This window comes from Luteibacter sp. 9133 (genome assembly GCF_000800155.1).
Classification (GTDB): Bacteria; Pseudomonadota; Gammaproteobacteria; order Xanthomonadales; family Rhodanobacteraceae; genus Luteibacter; species Luteibacter mycovicinus.
Genome location: NZ_JUHO01000001.1, coordinates 2,366,329 through 2,381,259 on the forward strand (window position 1 = coordinate 2,366,329; position 14,931 = coordinate 2,381,259).

Genomic DNA, 14,931 nt, shown 5'->3' on the forward strand with positions numbered 1-14,931 from the left:
TGGGCTCAGGCCTTGGGGCGCAAGGCTTTTACGGATTCGAGAAAAGGTTGCCGGGGAGCTTGCGCTGGCTCACGTACGATTCATGTACTGCGAAGTATATTTATTCCCAAGGTTGCCGAGAGGCACCGGTCCCAGCATATCCGGGCAGTTCCCCTGCTGCCTTTTGCAATGACGGATGTTTCTCAAACCCGCGGTCCCCTCCGCGGGTTTTTATTTGCCATAGATTTCGTCTAAGAGGTTTGATAACACCCCTTATTAAGGGGCTGATTGAAACCTCTTAGCAGCCAACCTATCATAAGTACATGAAATCACTGGCGGAATTGCTTTCCAATAAGCGGCCTCCCGCGCCCTCCCCGGAAGACTTCCCACGCGAGGTCGGAAACCGGATTCGGCGGCAGCGGATGGCGTTCGCGTGGCGACAGGCCGATCTCGCCAGGCGCGCTGGCGTTTCCGAAAGCACGATCAAAGCTGCGGAGAAAGGGTCCCCCGTCTCTTCGGAGAATCTCCTGCGGCTGTTACTCGCACTGGGACATGGCTCCGACGTCATTAAGATGCTCGACGCGCCTCACTACCCTGATCTCGACGCGCAAGCTCGTTTCTTCGAGATGAAGCCAACCGCCTCGCCTGCCCTGGCGAAAAAGCGTGTCCGCCCCAAAGCGTAGGAACGCGATGCCTGTCGATAGCGACGATCAACGGACATCTCGCTGACGTTTCCACCGTATTGCTTCAGGCAGGTAGCTCATATCAGGGTGCACGTCCGAATGGCGCGACCGGTGCGGGTCGCGGAATCAGTTTGTTCTGTGCGAGCCGAACCACGGTTCCCACCATCAGGACAGCCATGACCGCGTTGGTGATGACGAACAACACCGGCGCCATGTCGGCGACAGCGCCCGTGAGTCCACGCGCTGACATCTGAAGCGCATCGCCGGAGAGTGCGGTGACGCCGAAGCTGAAGGCCCAGTAAGCCGGTGCGAAAGCCTGCTTCAAAATCCACGGTAGCAGCCGGATCAATAGAAGCGCCTGCAACAGACCATATCCCCAGATCGCCTGCAGGACGAGATCGGGAGGACCCTTCGTGTTGGCAAGCCAGGCGGCCACGGCGACGACGGGAGGCGCGAGCTGAATGCCGAGCGTGGGGCGCAGAGGCACGGCAAGTGCGCTCGCATGGAAGAGTCGGAAAATGATGATGGATTCCAGCGCGAACCAGCTCAACAGGGGCCCGCCGGCGAACAGGATCCCCCACGAAGAAAACCCGAGGACACCGCATCCCATCGCGATGATGAAGTTTCCGGCCACGGACGGCAGATAGATAATGGGTGTCGTCGTGACGACGTCGCGTTCGCCCTGCAGCATGGCCCCGAATCGCCAGAGCCAGAACGTCACCTGCCCCACCCCGCCGACAACCAGTGCGCCGACGGCAGCGTGGTAGGCGTACGGGTGAATCACCAGCGCCATCAGCACGGTCGACGAAGGCGCGAGGCCGATAAAACAGCATTGCACCGGATGCCGCGCTTCCTCGGCAGCCGCCGCACGGTCGAAGCACCATTTATACGCGTAGGCCACGATGAGCGTTCCCCACACGACGAGCGCAAGCAACATCACCGCTTCACCTACGATCGCCGGCAGTCCCCAGAGAGACGCGGCCACTCGCCAGTTCCCTCCTAGCCCTACGAGGCCGAGGACGATACCGAAGAACGATGCCGGAACGGTTGCGCGGGATGACATGAACAGGCTCCTTTTTGCTCAGCATCCGGGTCGCGTGCCGTGACGTCTAGGAAGAACGCTCCCAAATTGAACGTAATGACAGTCCGCTCCGATGGGTTCGCCGCGAAAGGCGATCAGTCCGCTTGCCCCCAGCACATCCGTACGTGTGCCTGCGCCATGCAATGGATGCCCATGCGTATCAATGCGCCGATCGCTTCCATCCCCAGCGCGACGCGCTGGCAATCCATCGCGTCCGACTCGTGGATCAGGTCGGCTAGCAAGCCATTCAGCCCGCGCGCATATTGCAGCCACTCCGTTGCTTCGTTCATGAGGTCATGCGGCGTGGCTCCGGGGTCCGCGTGGTAACTGAGGCCATCGTCCATCGACTGGCGCTGGGACGTGTTCATGAGACTCTCCTTGGTAGCAATCCACCCCGCGCATCGAGGTGCGGCACGCCGGGCGTAAGCAAGGCGTGCCGCGGATCAAACGGATTCGCGGGTTCATCGGCGGCCTGTGACCAGGCGCCGGGGCGGCGTGATTGACGAAGTGTGTGGCGGCGTCAGCGCGTTTCTGCGGCCCGGCGGAGTACGCGCCGGGTGGTACGGCTGAGAACAAACTCAGTTAAACGGCCGCTGCCGCGGTTCTTCAACCGTGTCTGCGAGGTCGGCAGACGTCCCGGTGACCGGTGGGGTTGTCGCCGGGGGGATCCGGCGGGCGAGCGAGTACCGTATGATCGGGGGTAGCCATTTCAACTCTCTATTAGTTGGATTGGTCAGCGGGTCGAGGGTGTCTCACCACCCTTGGCCCGCGCTTCTCACCGCTTTGAGCGATGGTTGCCTGCGAGGCTTCGAGAGCATCGACGCAGGCAACGGGACAAACCGTAGCAAATCAACTTGCGGTTGTCTGTAGGGGAATTTTCGTCAGCTGGCGGAGATGAAGCTGCTTGATGAGCAACAAGCGCGGCAAAGAGGCATATTCTCGGGGTCATCCCTCGTCGAGTCGTCAACGACGCCATAACCATGGCGGCTAGGCAGGTTCCGCTTCTGCGGTGACATGCACGACAGCGCGGGCATGGATGGCGGCTTTCACCAGCTGAGCGAAAATACCGGAGAGCGCATTCATCGTGGGATTTCCGTCACTGGAAAGCATGCGATGCAGCGATTTGGACGGCGTACCCGTCGCACGAGCCAAATCTTCAAATCCCAGCAGCCCATGGGTAAGGTCACGCATCAGAAGTCGGGCGGCCTCCGCCTCGCCATTAAGCAAGAGAGTTGCCGCTTCGTCCAGAAGTGCACGCGCAAACCCCGCATCCGTCCTGATGCGATTTGCAATGGTTTCGCGATAGTCCACCGTGAGTGCCATGCTTATTTCCTTCGTCATTCCTTCGATCCGTGTGGCACGAGATCGCGAGGGGTATCCGGACGTATTGCCAGCCGCCATTCGGGCGATAGCGGTCGCAGCCTTCGCGGCCGCCGGCGTGGCCAACCCGTTAAACCATTCCTGATAGTAGTTCCTGCCGTTATCGGCCAGATACTCATCAACGCGAATCATGCTGAGTCCTTTAGCAGCACCGCAAAGGTAACATATGTGTTACCTTTGCGCAAACGTTAGCAGGGGTCAACGGCAGGTCTTCGCCGCGTCGCGTGGGGATTGTCTGCCCTCAAATCAGACAAGGATCGCTGGATGACGTGTGACGCGCTCAGGACTAAGGTCGGACCAGCAGAGCATCTGCAGGTCCGTTCGCGAGACGATCAACTACGGCCCGTGCATCAGAACGAACGCCACGATTTACAAACGCTGCGCCCGCATATCTCAAGGTGGCCGAAAAACGACGTCATATCCGTCCATGATCCTAAAGATCATTTCGCGTTCATCGCATCCAAATGCACCTTCGTGTCACCGAGGGACGGGATGCCCATCGCCTCACGCTGAGCCTCGGATATGACACCCGCATCCGTCGGCGGCATTTCCCACTTTCCCGTCAACTTATTTTTCGAGAACTGAGTTCCGTACCACTGCGGCTTGCCGAGCTTGACCAATATCCGGTCCGTCGCCTGCGCAACCAGGACCTTCGCGTCCTTGTTGTTCGCATCGATCCGGCTTGCCGTGGTAGCAAGGGCCAGGGCGAGCTCCGTGTCTTCGATCGCTTCGCCATGCTGGAAGACGACTGCCGCATTCAGGTAATCGTCTGCTGTGCGGACGTCCCCAGCCTTAAGAATCTCCAGCGTTCGCGTACGCCGGCTCGTGTCGCGCTTGCCGACGATGTCCCAATCGATCTTGTTTGAGCCGGCGGCGCGGTCGGCTTGATCAGCTTCTTCGATGCGCCGAAGCTCCGTATTGGAGGACGCGGCGATGCAAGAGCCGACAGGGGCACCGAGCAGAAGTACCGCGAGGGATGCGGTGCGGAAGGTTTCGTAGGATAGGTAGCTCATCGTCAAGTGGGGAAGCGTGCGGTTGTGAGATGGCAAGTGCGTTTCAGTTTTTTGGCGGGCGTCGTGTCTGACTCATGACAGGTCACGGGTCAGCTGATATATACGATAGCAAGGGCACTGAGACCCGACAGTCAACTGGAAGACCATGCAAGAAAATGCGGACGAACTCTACCAGAACTACATGTCTCAGCTGCATGGTGTCCTGGAAATACTCAGCTCGGGAGCGGAGGAACAGTCCAGGCTGATGGGCGCATACAACGCGCCCTGGGAGATGAGGCAGGACGGGAGCGATTTTATCGAGGCGGTCATATCACTCGAAAAAGGCCGACTCGATGCATCGACGCTATCGCGGCTGCACGAACTGCATACCGCGCTGGCCGGATTGCCACCCGAAGCCATCAACCCCGAGGGCAAGATTATGACGACGGCACAAGGATGTCTGGCTGCGCTTGGCCATCCCGCTTGGAGTCAGGTCCGAACTCATGCTGAGTTGTGTCTACCGTTGATCAAAGATCCCTTCGGGTCCGCCGGCGCGCCTGAAGTCAGATCTGGCCAAATCCAATGACTGTATAGCTGACAGGGTCTCTTCGTCGCACGTCAGAGCTGTGCCAGCCCGCCATCCACAGCAACCTCACTAGCCGTCATGAAGCTGCTATCCGACGACGCGAGAAACGCGGCCACCGCCCCGATTTCCGCCGGGTCGGCCATCCGCTGAAGCGGCGTCATCGAAGCGAATACCTTCTGACCTTCTTCGCCCAGCGCTTCCTTCGCTAGTTCCGTCGCCGTCGCCCCGGGTGAAAGCACGTTCACCCGAATACCGGTGCCCTTCAGATCCTCCGCCCAGGTCTTCGCGAGATTTCGCACTGCCGCCTTGCTCGCGCTGTACGCGGTCATGCCCGGCGCGCCCGTGGTCCCGGCGCTCGATCCGGTGAGGATGATGGAACCGCCCTCGCCCATCAGCGGAAGCGCTTTCTGGATCGTGAAGATCGTGCCCTTCACGTTGGTATCGAAGGTTTCGTCGATGTGCTCGGCGGTGATCTTGCCCAGCGGAAGCAGGCTTCCCGCTCCGGCATTGGCGAAGACGATGTCGAGGGTGCCGCGCTCGGCTTTTACCGCGCCGTACAGCTTCTCGAGGTCGCGCTCATTGGACACGGAGCCCTTTACTGCGCGGGCGTTGGGTCCGAGTTCGGCTACCGCGGCGTCGAGTGCGGCCTGCCGGCGGCCGTAGATGAAGACGAAGGCGCCCTCTTCGATGAAGCGCTTCGCCGCGGCGAGGCCGATGCCCGTCGCACCGCCGGTGATCACCGCAGTCTTTCCGCTCAGTCTGATCATGTCGTGCATCCGTTGTTGTTGGAGTTGCACAGATACTGGGGAACGGCTTACCTTTGAACAAGTATGCACCTTTTGGTAAGTATCAAATGACCGACTGTTCCGACCTCTGTGGCGGCCGCTATTCCGAGGGCCTCGCCGCGACCCTCCGCATCATCTCCGGCAAGTGGAAGCCGCTGATCCTGTACTTCCTGCTCGATGAGCCGAAGCGCTATGGCCAACTCAAACGCGTGATCAAGGGCGTCAGTGACAAGGTGCTGATCCAGCAGTTGAAGGAGCTGGAAGCCGACCGCGTGGTGACGCGGACCGATTACAAAGAGGTCCCACCACGTGTGGACTACGCGCTGACGCCGCTCGGTCGCAGCCTGGCGGATGCCATCGTTCCGTTATGCACGTGGGGTACCGAAAACATGGCCGAGATGGAGAGCATCTTCGCCACGCAGGATGTTTTGCCGTAACACACGCATCCAAGCGCACCTGCCGCCGTTGTCGAATAATGGCATCACGACAATCCCTCGAAGAGCATCGCACCATGAGTCAACATCGAACCGCATTGGTAACGGGCGCGTCATCCGGTATCGGATTGACCTATGCCGACCGACTCGCCAGGCGCGGCTTCGATCTCGTGCTGGTCGCACGCCGCACGGACCGCCTCGAGCAGCTTGCCGCTGAGCTCACCCGTGACCATGGAATCAAAGTCACCACTCTCACGGCAGACCTTTCCACGGAGACAGGGTGCCGAAGTGTCGAGCAAGTCATCGCCGATGACGCGAGCGTCGATTTCCTCGTCAACAACGCAGGCATGGGCAAACTTGGCGCCCTCTCCGACACGAAGGTGGACGACCTGGCCACCCTGATCAACGTCAACGTTCTCGCCCTTTCGCGCCTGTCCCTCGCCGCCATGCAGGCATTCACGAAACGGGGGAGCGGTACCGTCGTGAACATGTGCTCGATCAGTGCGTTTCGCGCCGTCGCCGGTGGAGCGGCTTACAGCGGTTCGAAGGCGTTTGTGCTGAACTTCACCCGCTCGCTGAATCTGGAAACCCGAGGAACGAACGTACGGTTTCAATGCGTACTGCCTGGTCCGGTAAAAACGGAGTTCTTTGCCGCGGCGGGTGTCGACGACTCCCTCTTTCCGGCGGGTTCGTTTATTACCTCGGAACAGCTCGTCGACGCCGCGCTACGTGGACTCGATCTTGGGGAAGAGGTCACCATTCCCACGCTTGAGGATGCGTCGTCTTTCCAGACCCTCGCCGAGGCTTTCACCCAGTTGCGGGAGGATGCGGGACGGGAAGGCATCATTGCGACGCGCTACCGAACCTGACGGGACATTTACCAAGCGTCAGCACCGCGATGTCACGGTTGCATGGCTGGACGCTACATGTGTAGCATGCCTTTCCCGCCCGTGTGAACGCCCATGCAACTTTCCGATAGCGAACTGGAAGTCCTCAAAGCCTTGTGGGAAAAGAATCCCTTGAGCGCCCGAGAGCTTCACGACGAACTCGCCGCCCGTACCGGGTGGGCCGTGTCGACGACGCGCACCGTGCTCGAGCGTATGCGCGCAAAGGAGCTGGTCACACGAAGCGAGGCGCACGGTCTTGCCGTCTTCACCCCGGCGACGACCAAGGTCGAAGTACTGGGAAATTCGCTGTCGCATCTCTTCCGTCACGTGCTTGAAGTTCCCGGCAGTCTGCCTGTCTCGGCGTTGACGGGTAGTGCCATCCTCAACGCGGACGAACTCGCCGAGCTCGACCGCATGCTCAACGGGCGCAAGCGCAAGTCGTGAACCCGATTGCGACGGTGATCGCCTTCTCGGCATCGCTGCTGGCGGGAGCCGGCATGCTCGTGGCGTTGAGGTGCGTACAGGATGGCTTGCAAGCTTCAACGCGCTACCGCCTGACGACCGTAGCGTTCTGGCTGACGGCGGTGCTGCCTGCGGCGCTGCTCATCGTGAACGGCGTTCCAGGAACCATGGCGGAGCAGTTGAGTACGCAGGCGATGAGTTACCTCACCGCACTCCTGCCGGACGCACTGTCGGCACAGACCTGGTTGCTGTGGGTTGCCAACGGCCTGCTGATGGCGTCGTCACTGTGGGGAATGCGCGCCATCGCGCATCTCGTCCGTGCCCTGCGTAGGACACGGACGCTCAGGCGGGCAGCCGTACCGTCGATGCAGGACGATATTCCGGTGTTGGTGGCGGAAGTACCTTCTCCACTCCTGATCGGTTACCGCGATCCCGCCGTAATCGTTCCCGCATCGGTGCGCGCATACCCACCGGCGGTGATCGCCGCGCTCGTTCGCCACGAACGCGCCCACGCGCACAGGCGCGACAACTGGCATCTCCTGCTCGAATCGTGGGCCATGGCGCTGATGCCCTGGTGCCTGCCACTGCGTTCTCTGCATCAAGCTTTGCTGGCCGCGCGGGAAGAGTTATGCGACGAGGCCGCTCTGCTCGGTACCGACGACGCGACGCGACGTGGATACGGCCAGGCGTTGATCGATGCTTTGCGGCAGTCGCAGATCCCGTCCGCAATGGGATCGACCGTCGCTGGCCCGCTGCCCGCCTTGCGCAGAAGGATGGCCGCCATCCTCGATCCCGGGCAGTCGTACCGCGCGCCTGACTTTCGTCACTGGATTGCCGCCCTGCTCGCTGTCGCCCTGGGATGGGCAACGGCAGTCTCGGCGTGGCGCGTCCATGCCGGTATCGAAACGGTGGCTGGCCTTCACGGCATGACATTGCGATTCCTTCCCGTGAGCAGCAGCGCTACGAATCGGTTCCACGTCACGACGCTGGGGGCGCCAGTGACGCCTGATTTCCAGCCTTTTCATCCGGGCGACTACCGCGTCTCGTTCACGCGCGCGCAGGATGGGAGCTGGGTCGTGGCGACGTCGCAGCCATAAAACGACGCTTCAAGGCTACCGTTGTAACTTGCACGCTACATGTGTAGCGTAAGAGCTCCCGAAGCAGCTCCCTGGAAGCCGTCGTGGCAAAATTTCTTTGTGTCTTCGCTCTTTGCTGTCTGAGCAGCCTCTCCATGGCCGACACCCGGTCCGATCTCGCAAAGGACTTGCTGCCTAAGCCCTTCCTCGATCAGCTTGGTATCCCGGGCGATTACCGGACTTCTTTCGAAGACGAGGCGGGGAACCCGATCTCGTACGAACGCTTTCAGGCCGCCATGGCCAAGCGACCTTTCGATATCGAGAAGGACGCTACCAGTCACCGGGTGACGTTCAAGCTCGAGAATGACGCAAAGATCGCCAGGCAGGCCGCGGCAAAGACGAAGCCGAAAGCGCTCGCCATTCAGGACCACCCCTTCCCGACCTTCCACGCGACGACGCTGGACGGCGCGCCGGTTTCCACCGCGGCGCTGCGCGGAAAGCCCTTCCTGGCCAGCTTCTTTTTTGCGCAATGCGGTCCATGTATCGCTGAAACCCCCGTGCTTTCCGCTTTTCACCAGGCACATCCGGACATGGCGGTCGTGGCATTTACGTTCGACGATCCGGCTACGGCACGAGACTTCGCGATCACCCGCAAGCTCAACTGGGCCGTCGTGGCGGATCAGGCCGAACTGGCCGACCGCGCAGGCGTGAAGGTCTACCCGACACTCATGCTGGTCGATGAGAAAGGGGTGGTACGCAAAGCGGTGCACACGGACGATCTCGCGCCTGCTGGAAAGCCACTGGACCTGCCCTCGCTGAGTGCATGGGCTTTGAGTACGCACTGAGACCGGACCGGAGTAGATCGACTCCGCTCCGGCGATCAACCGCCTTCAAGTCGGAAACATACGCAACGGCTTCCGTTACCTCCGTGACAGCTGCCGTTCGATCAGAACGCAGGGATCGGTCGGTTGCCTGAGACAGGGCCTTCGGTTTGAATTCCTTCCTTTCGATGGAACTGGGAGAGATGGAACTAGAATAGTCGGAACCATTCCGAGGACACACGGCCCGTGCACACCGATCTGCCCCATCTGGATCTGGATCACCTGTCTCCGCCCGACGGGGCGCAGCTGCGCCATCCGGATGACCTCGGCCACGCACCGCGGATCCTTATCCTCTACGGGTCGCTGCGGCCCCAGTCGTTCAGTCGCAAGCTCGCCCTGGAAGCCGAGCGCATTCTCAGGCATCTGGGTGCGGAGACGAGGGTATTCGACCCGCACGAGCTGCCCATGCTTGACGCCGTGCCGGCGAGCCATCCCGAGGTACAGCGTCTGCGCGAATGGTCCACCTGGTCGGAAGGCCAGGTCTGGGTGAGCCCCGAACGGCACGGATCGGTCACGGGCGTATTCAAGAACCAGATCGACTGGCTGCCACTCGAAGACGGCAGCGTTCGCCCGACACAGGGCCGGACGCTGGCGGTGATGCAGGTTTCGGGCGGTTCGCAAAGCTTCAATGTCGTCAACGCGCTTCGCGTGCTCGGCCGCTGGATGCGCATGGTCACCATCCCCAACCAGTCATCGGTGGCGAAGGCATGGCAGGAGTTCGAGGCAGACGGACGCATGAAACCGTCAGCCTTTTATGACCGCGTCGTCGATGTCATGGAGGAACTGATGAAGTTCACTCTCATGGTTCGAGGTCGCAGCGACTATCTGGTCGACCGTTACAGCGAACGCAAAGGCGATGCGCAACAGCGGGCGCTGGTGCAGGCGGCGGGTGCGGTCGAAAAAGAGAGCTGACGGTTCGGCTGGTCGCCAAAAGGAAACGACACGCTGACGAGCACCGCAATTTCTTGCGCAAACTTTACGGGTACGGCGCCATAGCGGCCACCGTTTTTACGGCGTCGTCCCTATTGTCTTCGGTTCCGCTCCGTCGCCACAGCTGGCAGGAGCCGCATCTGGAACCATAGTGAAGACACCTGCGTTCATTGCCGCCTTCCTCGCGCTTTCCCTGTCTGGCTTCGCGCACGCGCAAGCCACCGACGACAGCCCTTTATGTACCGACCGCCCGACCAAAGCCAATGCCACCTGCCCCGTTCCCGAAGGCCATTGGCAGCTGGAAACGGACATTGGGAACACCGTTCATGACGCTCAAGGGGCGAACAAAACGGATACGTCGTATCCACTCAATCCGACGCTGAAATACGGCCTTGGGGGCGCCACCGACCTGGAAGCCACATGGGCGCCCGACGTGCGGGTCCACACTCGTGCAGATGGCAACCACCAGCGTCGACATGGTCAGGGGGACCTGGTCGTTCGCCTGAAAACCCGGCTCTACAGTTCCGACCAGGCCTCGGTGGCGGTCATTCCCTTCGTGAAAGCACCTACCGCGCGCTCTGGACTGGGGAACGATCGGTGGGAGGGCGGGTTAGCGGTACCCGTCGGCGTCACGCTACCGGCCGGCTTTTCACTCACGCTGGGTCCGGAGCTCGACTACCTTGCGGACCCCGACGGGGACGGACACCACACGGCGCTGACCAATCTGGTGAACGTGGCCCACGCCCTCTCGGACCGGCTGACCCTGGCCGTGGAGTATTGGGAGCAGCGTAACTGGGACCCCGCCGGGACGATCAGGCAGCAATCGGCTGATGTGGCTTTGAGCTTCGCGATCGCGCCTCGCTTCCAGGTAGATGTGGGGGCGAATTTCGGACTGAACGATCAGACGCCAGATCAGCAGTTTTACCTTGGCTTTGCGCATCGGTGGTGAACGCGTCGGTTTCGACTAGAGCCTGGCTTTGGCTGGTTGGCGCTTGTTCTTCTCGGTCCTTCGGCTTGACCGGGACAAGGTCGGAGCACTCATGTGCACTAGCCAGTAATATTGGGTGAGAGACAACAAGCCGCCCCCCAGTCAACTTGCAAATGAGGTCGAAAGGGTGAACAGCATCAATTGGGCAAGTATCCTGAATGACCGTCAATACATTGGGTTTCGAATTACGATGATCGGGGTGACCATCGGATTCATCGCATTCGTCATTGCGGTTTGTGGATTCATGTATCTGGGCGTCTCGGTGTTCGTTCTCGGCCTATCGACGGCGGTGACAGGAATCTTGGTCAATGTCTCGCATGTAAATCGCCGGAAATAGCCATGATCTGCGTGAACGACGCCTGAGTAGTTCTGGAGTTGGCGATGAGAGGGATGTCCCACTTTGCACTGTCCGCGACGGCGATGGCCTCGGCCCCCTGCTTTCGCCTCATCCCCGTCTAAAGCTCCCCCCGAGGCTCCGGCTGAGGTAACTGCCGCGGCCCCCGCCGGTACCACGCTACTGTCATTTGCCAGCAGTGGCGACCAACCGAATGCCGACGCAGCAGCCGTGTTCGAGACCGCGCCGGACAAAAACGACGTCCGTCCTCATCAACCACAGCAATGACAACAAGTTTTCGTTCGTGCACGGAAGTGCCACTGTTGATGCTATGTAGAAAAGTCAGGTGGGTGACTGCAACCCGAAGAACTGCACCATCCTCGTGCAAGAACAGGACGGCTGTATTTCGCTAGTACGCGACGCTTCCTCGCGCCCGTTGGATTCCGACCCAGCGCCATTTTCACAAACGCCTGGTGCAGAGGTTTGGGATTCGGAACGCGCTCCTTCTGTCCATCGGCGACAACAACGCGGGTGTCAGTCCACTCGGTGCTAAGGAGCGAGGGTCCACCTTTCAGTTCGAATAAAAAGAATCGAGCACCTGCCTGAAAGAGCGTGTCACCGTGCTTGTTCTCAACCCGTCCGGAGAGGGAGGCATAAAGCCCCGCCAAGCCCTGCGTGCCCGCAGCCAACCACTGTGCGTCGCGCGCTGCCGTTGCGACCGTCCCTTCCCAAGGATCTTCCAAGTCCGCCATCACTACCCCCATCCTGTTCGAGACCCACGGCGTCTCTCCGCCAGATCAGACGCTTGGCTACCGCGTCGCACCGATCCGAGCGGTCTCTTCGACGGCCACTGCGCATTCCCGAATTCCGAAAAACGGAAACGTGGCCGATTTTGAGTAGGAGTTTTACCTACGTCCGAATGAGAGACCCCGCACATCCGTAAGAGATTGCGACCTACTACAATCATGGACGGCGTAGGGGGCGCCGTCTATTTGCAAAGGAGATGTGCCGCATGCCTCGTTCGCATCGTTTATTCGCCATGACGCTACTGGCGATCACCCCTCTCACCGCCTTGTGCGCCACTGGTCCTTTGGAAGTGACCTTGCGCACCTCCGAGAATCGGCAGGAGGCAGAACTGGGCATCGTGGTCGTTACGGTCACCAATCAGTCCGATCGTTCGCTCTTGATCCTCACTGCCGACAGCGCCTTGGTCACCGATGGCGACCACTTGTTCAACGACGTCATGTCCGTCACGGATGCGGACGGGCACGCTGTGGCTTATCACGGTCGCGCTGTGCGACCGGCCCTGGGCAACCCTCAGGCTTACGCGACACTTGCCCCAGGGGAGCGCAAGGAATCGCGCGTTGATCTGCCCGCGAACTACGCGGTGGACGGAGGCACCTACGCGGTGACTTATACCCAGCGCTACGGCGAAGTCGGAGAAATGGACCCCGACGCAGCCCCGGCCCGCGAGGCGCATAGCAACGCTTTGAAGTTTTACGCGAACACCAATCTGATCCAAGCCAAGCGAGGAGCCGCCACGGCGCTCTTGAAGCCTGCCGCTGCCAGGGCCCCGGGTCCGGATAACACGTGTCGTGAAACGGACGAACATCCGGACCGCACCACCATCAATGAGGCGCGCAGCCTGGCTGCCAGTTGGGCGTTCTTCGGATATTCCGACGCGGGGATCTGTTCGGACCTCTTACGCTCCGGACGCCACCGGCAAGATTGTGTGGCGTGCCAAGTTGAGCAACGACGCCAACTACACTACCTAGTTCGGCGCCCCGCAGGACACGTCCCCGACATTTCCCGACCCGCCGAAGCGGGAAGACGTGTGGGATGCCGGGGATTTCCTGCCCCTTCACGTCACGAAGGCCATCTGGGCCCGGGTGAACACCACGGACAGTTACTCCTGCGGCTGCGCGGCACAGTATGAGAAAAATGGCACTGCCGCGTGGACCGAGCCTACCGTGACGCATATCTGCAGCTGGTTTTGGGAACTGCCCTTTTCGACCTACGACGTGGACAATCAGGTGCTAACAATCATCCATGAAAATGGGCATCACGCGGACAGTTATGGTCCGTATGTTGGCGATCACGCGGGTGCCTATGGCCGCAGGCAAGCTAAAGCATTTGCGTTGGCGAACCGCGAAGAGGCGCTGGTCAACGCAGACAACTACGCTGCGCCAGTTTACGCGCTCTAATCGAAACACTGAAGTGACTCGGACTAAATGTACATGTCCACAGCCACTCACTGCTATGACGGTCAAACCACGCAGGACCAAAAAGTTCTCGCTGCAGACGGACATCAGTCAGATACGTGCATCACAGTGAGGGGCCCTTCGATCCCGCGCGGTGGCTTCCGGTATTCCGGACAACGTTTTTATACAAAGCAGCCAGGATCATTCAGGGCGACAAAAGGTCCCTGTTCATCACTATCTAGTTCTTAGGCGACTGCGTTCCGGCGAACCATTCCGCGTAGGGCGTGTTCTTCACCATGTGCCGGTTGAGGTCTTCGGCGCCATCTGTCCACCACACCGGGCCCCGCTCCCCCAATCCCACCTTAGCGTCGTTCACGGCGCGGCGTGCGGCGGCGAGGCCCTTCGCGTCCTGGCTGGCCTTTGCCGCTTTGACGGCACGCCGGGCGTCCATCAGTTCGTCGACCAAACGCCTACGTTGCTGCTCATCCAAGCCTGGATTGGACGTTCGCCAGAGCCGTCCTCTCACGATCAGATATCGGCCGTCTGGGGTTATTAGGGTATTCATTAGCTATCGTGGAGTTAGCGCGTCAGTAATGGTGCTTGCTGCTGGCCCTGTTCCACAGTATGCGGCCACTGCGCACTGCTCTGAGCGATCGAGGTATTAGCCGAGTCCGACAGAGCGCGTAGCCCCGGCCCCAGCCCCGGTAAAGGTAACCCTCCCCCAGCCCATTGCTTTCCTTGCCGCCATACATGAATTCCGCCAGTGGCTTCGGATCGCCGTTCATGGCCGCCCGGTGTGCGGCCGGGCCCTCGGGACTCGCGCGCGCGGAGGGGATTCGCGTTGGGACGTCATGGATCCGTCCTTTGATGGAGAGTGTTACAGGGCGTCGGGCACAAACTTCGCCAAGCACTCATGCTTGGCACGCTTGGCCTTCGGAATGGGCACTGCAGCAGTGATGCCATACGGATCGCCCGTCCGCTGGTCCAGCGGATCGAGGAAGGCGCCGGCGTGGTAGTCCACGTCACAGTGGTCGTATTTGTCGCAAACCTTCAACTTCGTGCAGATGACTTTCCCATCCAGCTCGTAGACGTGATAGGTGGCTTCCGAATACGGCGGTCGGGGATAGGATTGGGTACGGATGGTCACGGCCGGCAACTGTGCGGCACAAGCCGAGCCGGACAACGCAAGGCCGATCAGAAAGAGCCAAGGAGGCCCATGCGGGCGTGAAGGCACGACATGATCCTTGAGTGG

At 60.6% G+C, this 14,931-nt stretch carries 18 protein-coding genes; 11 read left to right on the forward strand and 7 right to left on the reverse strand.

Annotated elements, in window-relative coordinates:
- The first annotated feature begins 302 nt into the window (after window positions 1-302).
- A complete protein-coding gene (locus tag FA87_RS19910; RefSeq protein ID WP_081996557.1) occupies window positions 303-662 on the forward strand; it encodes a helix-turn-helix domain-containing protein in 360 nt (119 codons plus the stop codon).
- Window positions 663-744: 82 nt separating this feature from the next.
- Here FA87_RS19910 and tehA read toward each other — a convergent pair whose 3' ends face one another.
- The 4 genes from tehA to FA87_RS10200 form a co-directional block, all read right to left on the reverse strand.
- On the reverse strand, window positions 745-1,725 hold the full coding sequence (gene tehA, locus FA87_RS10185; RefSeq protein WP_043694328.1) for a dicarboxylate transporter/tellurite-resistance protein TehA: 981 nt from the start codon (window positions 1,723-1,725) through the stop codon (window positions 745-747).
- A gap of 113 nt (window positions 1,726-1,838) precedes the next feature.
- On the reverse strand, window positions 1,839-2,111 hold the full coding sequence (locus FA87_RS10190) for a hypothetical protein (RefSeq protein ID WP_043694330.1): 273 nt from the start codon (window positions 2,109-2,111) through the stop codon (window positions 1,839-1,841).
- Between the two features lie 619 nt (window positions 2,112-2,730).
- Window positions 2,731-3,255 carry a hypothetical protein gene (locus FA87_RS21155; RefSeq protein WP_239709054.1) on the reverse strand — a complete coding sequence of 175 codons (525 nt, stop codon included), beginning with the start codon at window positions 3,253-3,255 and terminating at the stop codon, window positions 2,731-2,733.
- A 308-nt stretch (window positions 3,256-3,563) separates the two neighbouring features.
- Window positions 3,564-4,136 (reverse strand): hypothetical protein, encoded by a 573-nt coding sequence (locus tag FA87_RS10200; RefSeq protein ID WP_043694334.1) that lies wholly within the window; start codon window positions 4,134-4,136, stop codon window positions 3,564-3,566.
- A 145-nt stretch (window positions 4,137-4,281) separates the two neighbouring features.
- Between FA87_RS10200 and FA87_RS10205 the strand changes: the two genes are divergently transcribed.
- Window positions 4,282-4,701 (forward strand): hypothetical protein, encoded by a 420-nt coding sequence (locus FA87_RS10205; protein WP_043694337.1) that lies wholly within the window; start codon window positions 4,282-4,284, stop codon window positions 4,699-4,701.
- Between the two features lie 32 nt (window positions 4,702-4,733).
- On the opposite strand, the gene FA87_RS10210 is transcribed toward FA87_RS10205, so the two are convergent.
- Complete coding sequence (locus FA87_RS10210) at window positions 4,734-5,468, reverse strand: SDR family oxidoreductase (protein ID WP_043694340.1); 735 nt, start codon at window positions 5,466-5,468, stop codon at window positions 4,734-4,736.
- Window positions 5,469-5,554: 86 nt separating this feature from the next.
- Here FA87_RS10210 and FA87_RS10215 point away from each other — a divergent pair, with 86 nt between their 5' ends.
- The 9 genes from FA87_RS10215 to FA87_RS20360 all read left to right on the forward strand — a co-directional run bounded on the left by FA87_RS10215 (window position 5,555) and on the right by FA87_RS20360 (window position 13,682).
- Complete coding sequence (locus FA87_RS10215; RefSeq protein ID WP_043694342.1) at window positions 5,555-5,923, forward strand: helix-turn-helix domain-containing protein; 369 nt, start codon at window positions 5,555-5,557, stop codon at window positions 5,921-5,923.
- 74 nt (window positions 5,924-5,997) lie between these two features.
- Window positions 5,998-6,789 carry an SDR family oxidoreductase gene (locus tag FA87_RS10220; protein ID WP_043694345.1) on the forward strand — a complete coding sequence of 264 codons (792 nt, stop codon included), beginning with the start codon at window positions 5,998-6,000 and terminating at the stop codon, window positions 6,787-6,789.
- A 93-nt stretch (window positions 6,790-6,882) separates the two neighbouring features.
- The gene (locus FA87_RS10225) at window positions 6,883-7,251 is read left to right on the forward strand and encodes a BlaI/MecI/CopY family transcriptional regulator (RefSeq protein ID WP_043694347.1); all 369 of its coding nucleotides are present in this window, start codon (window positions 6,883-6,885) and stop codon (window positions 7,249-7,251) included.
- Window positions 7,248-8,366: a M56 family metallopeptidase gene (locus FA87_RS10230; protein ID WP_043694350.1), complete on the forward strand. Its 1,119-nt coding sequence runs from the start codon at window positions 7,248-7,250 to the stop codon at window positions 8,364-8,366. Before FA87_RS10225 ends, FA87_RS10230 begins: the two co-directional genes overlap by 4 nt.
- A gap of 134 nt (window positions 8,367-8,500) precedes the next feature.
- Window positions 8,501-9,190: a TlpA disulfide reductase family protein gene (locus FA87_RS19915; RefSeq protein ID WP_052191287.1), complete on the forward strand. Its 690-nt coding sequence runs from the start codon at window positions 8,501-8,503 to the stop codon at window positions 9,188-9,190.
- Window positions 9,191-9,412: 222 nt separating this feature from the next.
- The gene (gene arsH, locus FA87_RS10240) at window positions 9,413-10,138 is read left to right on the forward strand and encodes an arsenical resistance protein ArsH (RefSeq protein WP_043694353.1); all 726 of its coding nucleotides are present in this window, start codon (window positions 9,413-9,415) and stop codon (window positions 10,136-10,138) included.
- Between the two features lie 169 nt (window positions 10,139-10,307).
- Window positions 10,308-11,105 (forward strand): transporter, encoded by a 798-nt coding sequence (locus FA87_RS10245; protein WP_239709056.1) that lies wholly within the window; start codon window positions 10,308-10,310, stop codon window positions 11,103-11,105.
- A 1,385-nt stretch (window positions 11,106-12,490) separates the two neighbouring features.
- Window positions 12,491-13,414, forward strand: coding sequence for a hypothetical protein (locus FA87_RS20990; protein WP_043694363.1), 924 nt, complete (start codon window positions 12,491-12,493; stop codon window positions 13,412-13,414).
- Entirely contained in the window at window positions 13,368-13,682 is a 315-nt protein-coding gene (locus FA87_RS20360) for a M35 family metallo-endopeptidase (protein ID WP_197062401.1), read from the forward strand. Before FA87_RS20990 ends, FA87_RS20360 begins: the two co-directional genes overlap by 47 nt.
- Before the next feature lie 235 nt (window positions 13,683-13,917).
- Here FA87_RS20360 and FA87_RS10260 read toward each other — a convergent pair whose 3' ends face one another.
- Window positions 13,918-14,244 carry a hypothetical protein gene (locus FA87_RS10260; protein ID WP_043694366.1) on the reverse strand — a complete coding sequence of 109 codons (327 nt, stop codon included), beginning with the start codon at window positions 14,242-14,244 and terminating at the stop codon, window positions 13,918-13,920.
- 312 nt (window positions 14,245-14,556) lie between these two features.
- The gene (locus tag FA87_RS10265) at window positions 14,557-14,913 is read right to left on the reverse strand and encodes a hypothetical protein (protein ID WP_197062402.1); all 357 of its coding nucleotides are present in this window, start codon (window positions 14,911-14,913) and stop codon (window positions 14,557-14,559) included.
- Between the last annotated feature and the right edge of the window lie 18 nt (window positions 14,914-14,931).

What these genes read in the sequence shown, in the direction of transcription:
- FA87_RS19910 (WP_081996557.1), top strand. Translation starts at nt 303, where the DNA reads ATGAAATCACTGGCGGAATTGCTTTCCAATAAGCGGCCTCCCGCGCCC.
- tehA (WP_043694328.1), bottom strand. Translation starts at nt 1,725, where the DNA reads ATGTCATCCCGCGCAACCGTTCCGGCATCGTTCTTCGGTATCGTCCTC.
- FA87_RS10190 (WP_043694330.1), bottom strand. Translation starts at nt 2,111, where the DNA reads ATGAACACGTCCCAGCGCCAGTCGATGGACGATGGCCTCAGTTACCAC.
- FA87_RS21155 (WP_239709054.1), bottom strand. Translation starts at nt 3,255, where the DNA reads ATGATTCGCGTTGATGAGTATCTGGCCGATAACGGCAGGAACTACTAT.
- FA87_RS10200 (WP_043694334.1), bottom strand. Translation starts at nt 4,136, where the DNA reads ATGAGCTACCTATCCTACGAAACCTTCCGCACCGCATCCCTCGCGGTA.
- FA87_RS10205 (WP_043694337.1), top strand. Translation starts at nt 4,282, where the DNA reads ATGCAAGAAAATGCGGACGAACTCTACCAGAACTACATGTCTCAGCTG.
- FA87_RS10210 (WP_043694340.1), bottom strand. Translation starts at nt 5,468, where the DNA reads ATGATCAGACTGAGCGGAAAGACTGCGGTGATCACCGGCGGTGCGACG.
- FA87_RS10215 (WP_043694342.1), top strand. Translation starts at nt 5,555, where the DNA reads ATGACCGACTGTTCCGACCTCTGTGGCGGCCGCTATTCCGAGGGCCTC.
- FA87_RS10220 (WP_043694345.1), top strand. Translation starts at nt 5,998, where the DNA reads ATGAGTCAACATCGAACCGCATTGGTAACGGGCGCGTCATCCGGTATC.
- FA87_RS10225 (WP_043694347.1), top strand. Translation starts at nt 6,883, where the DNA reads ATGCAACTTTCCGATAGCGAACTGGAAGTCCTCAAAGCCTTGTGGGAA.
- FA87_RS19915 (WP_052191287.1), top strand. Translation starts at nt 8,501, where the DNA reads ATGGCCGACACCCGGTCCGATCTCGCAAAGGACTTGCTGCCTAAGCCC.
- FA87_RS20990 (WP_043694363.1), top strand. Translation starts at nt 12,491, where the DNA reads ATGCCTCGTTCGCATCGTTTATTCGCCATGACGCTACTGGCGATCACC.
- FA87_RS10260 (WP_043694366.1), bottom strand. Translation starts at nt 14,244, where the DNA reads ATGAATACCCTAATAACCCCAGACGGCCGATATCTGATCGTGAGAGGA.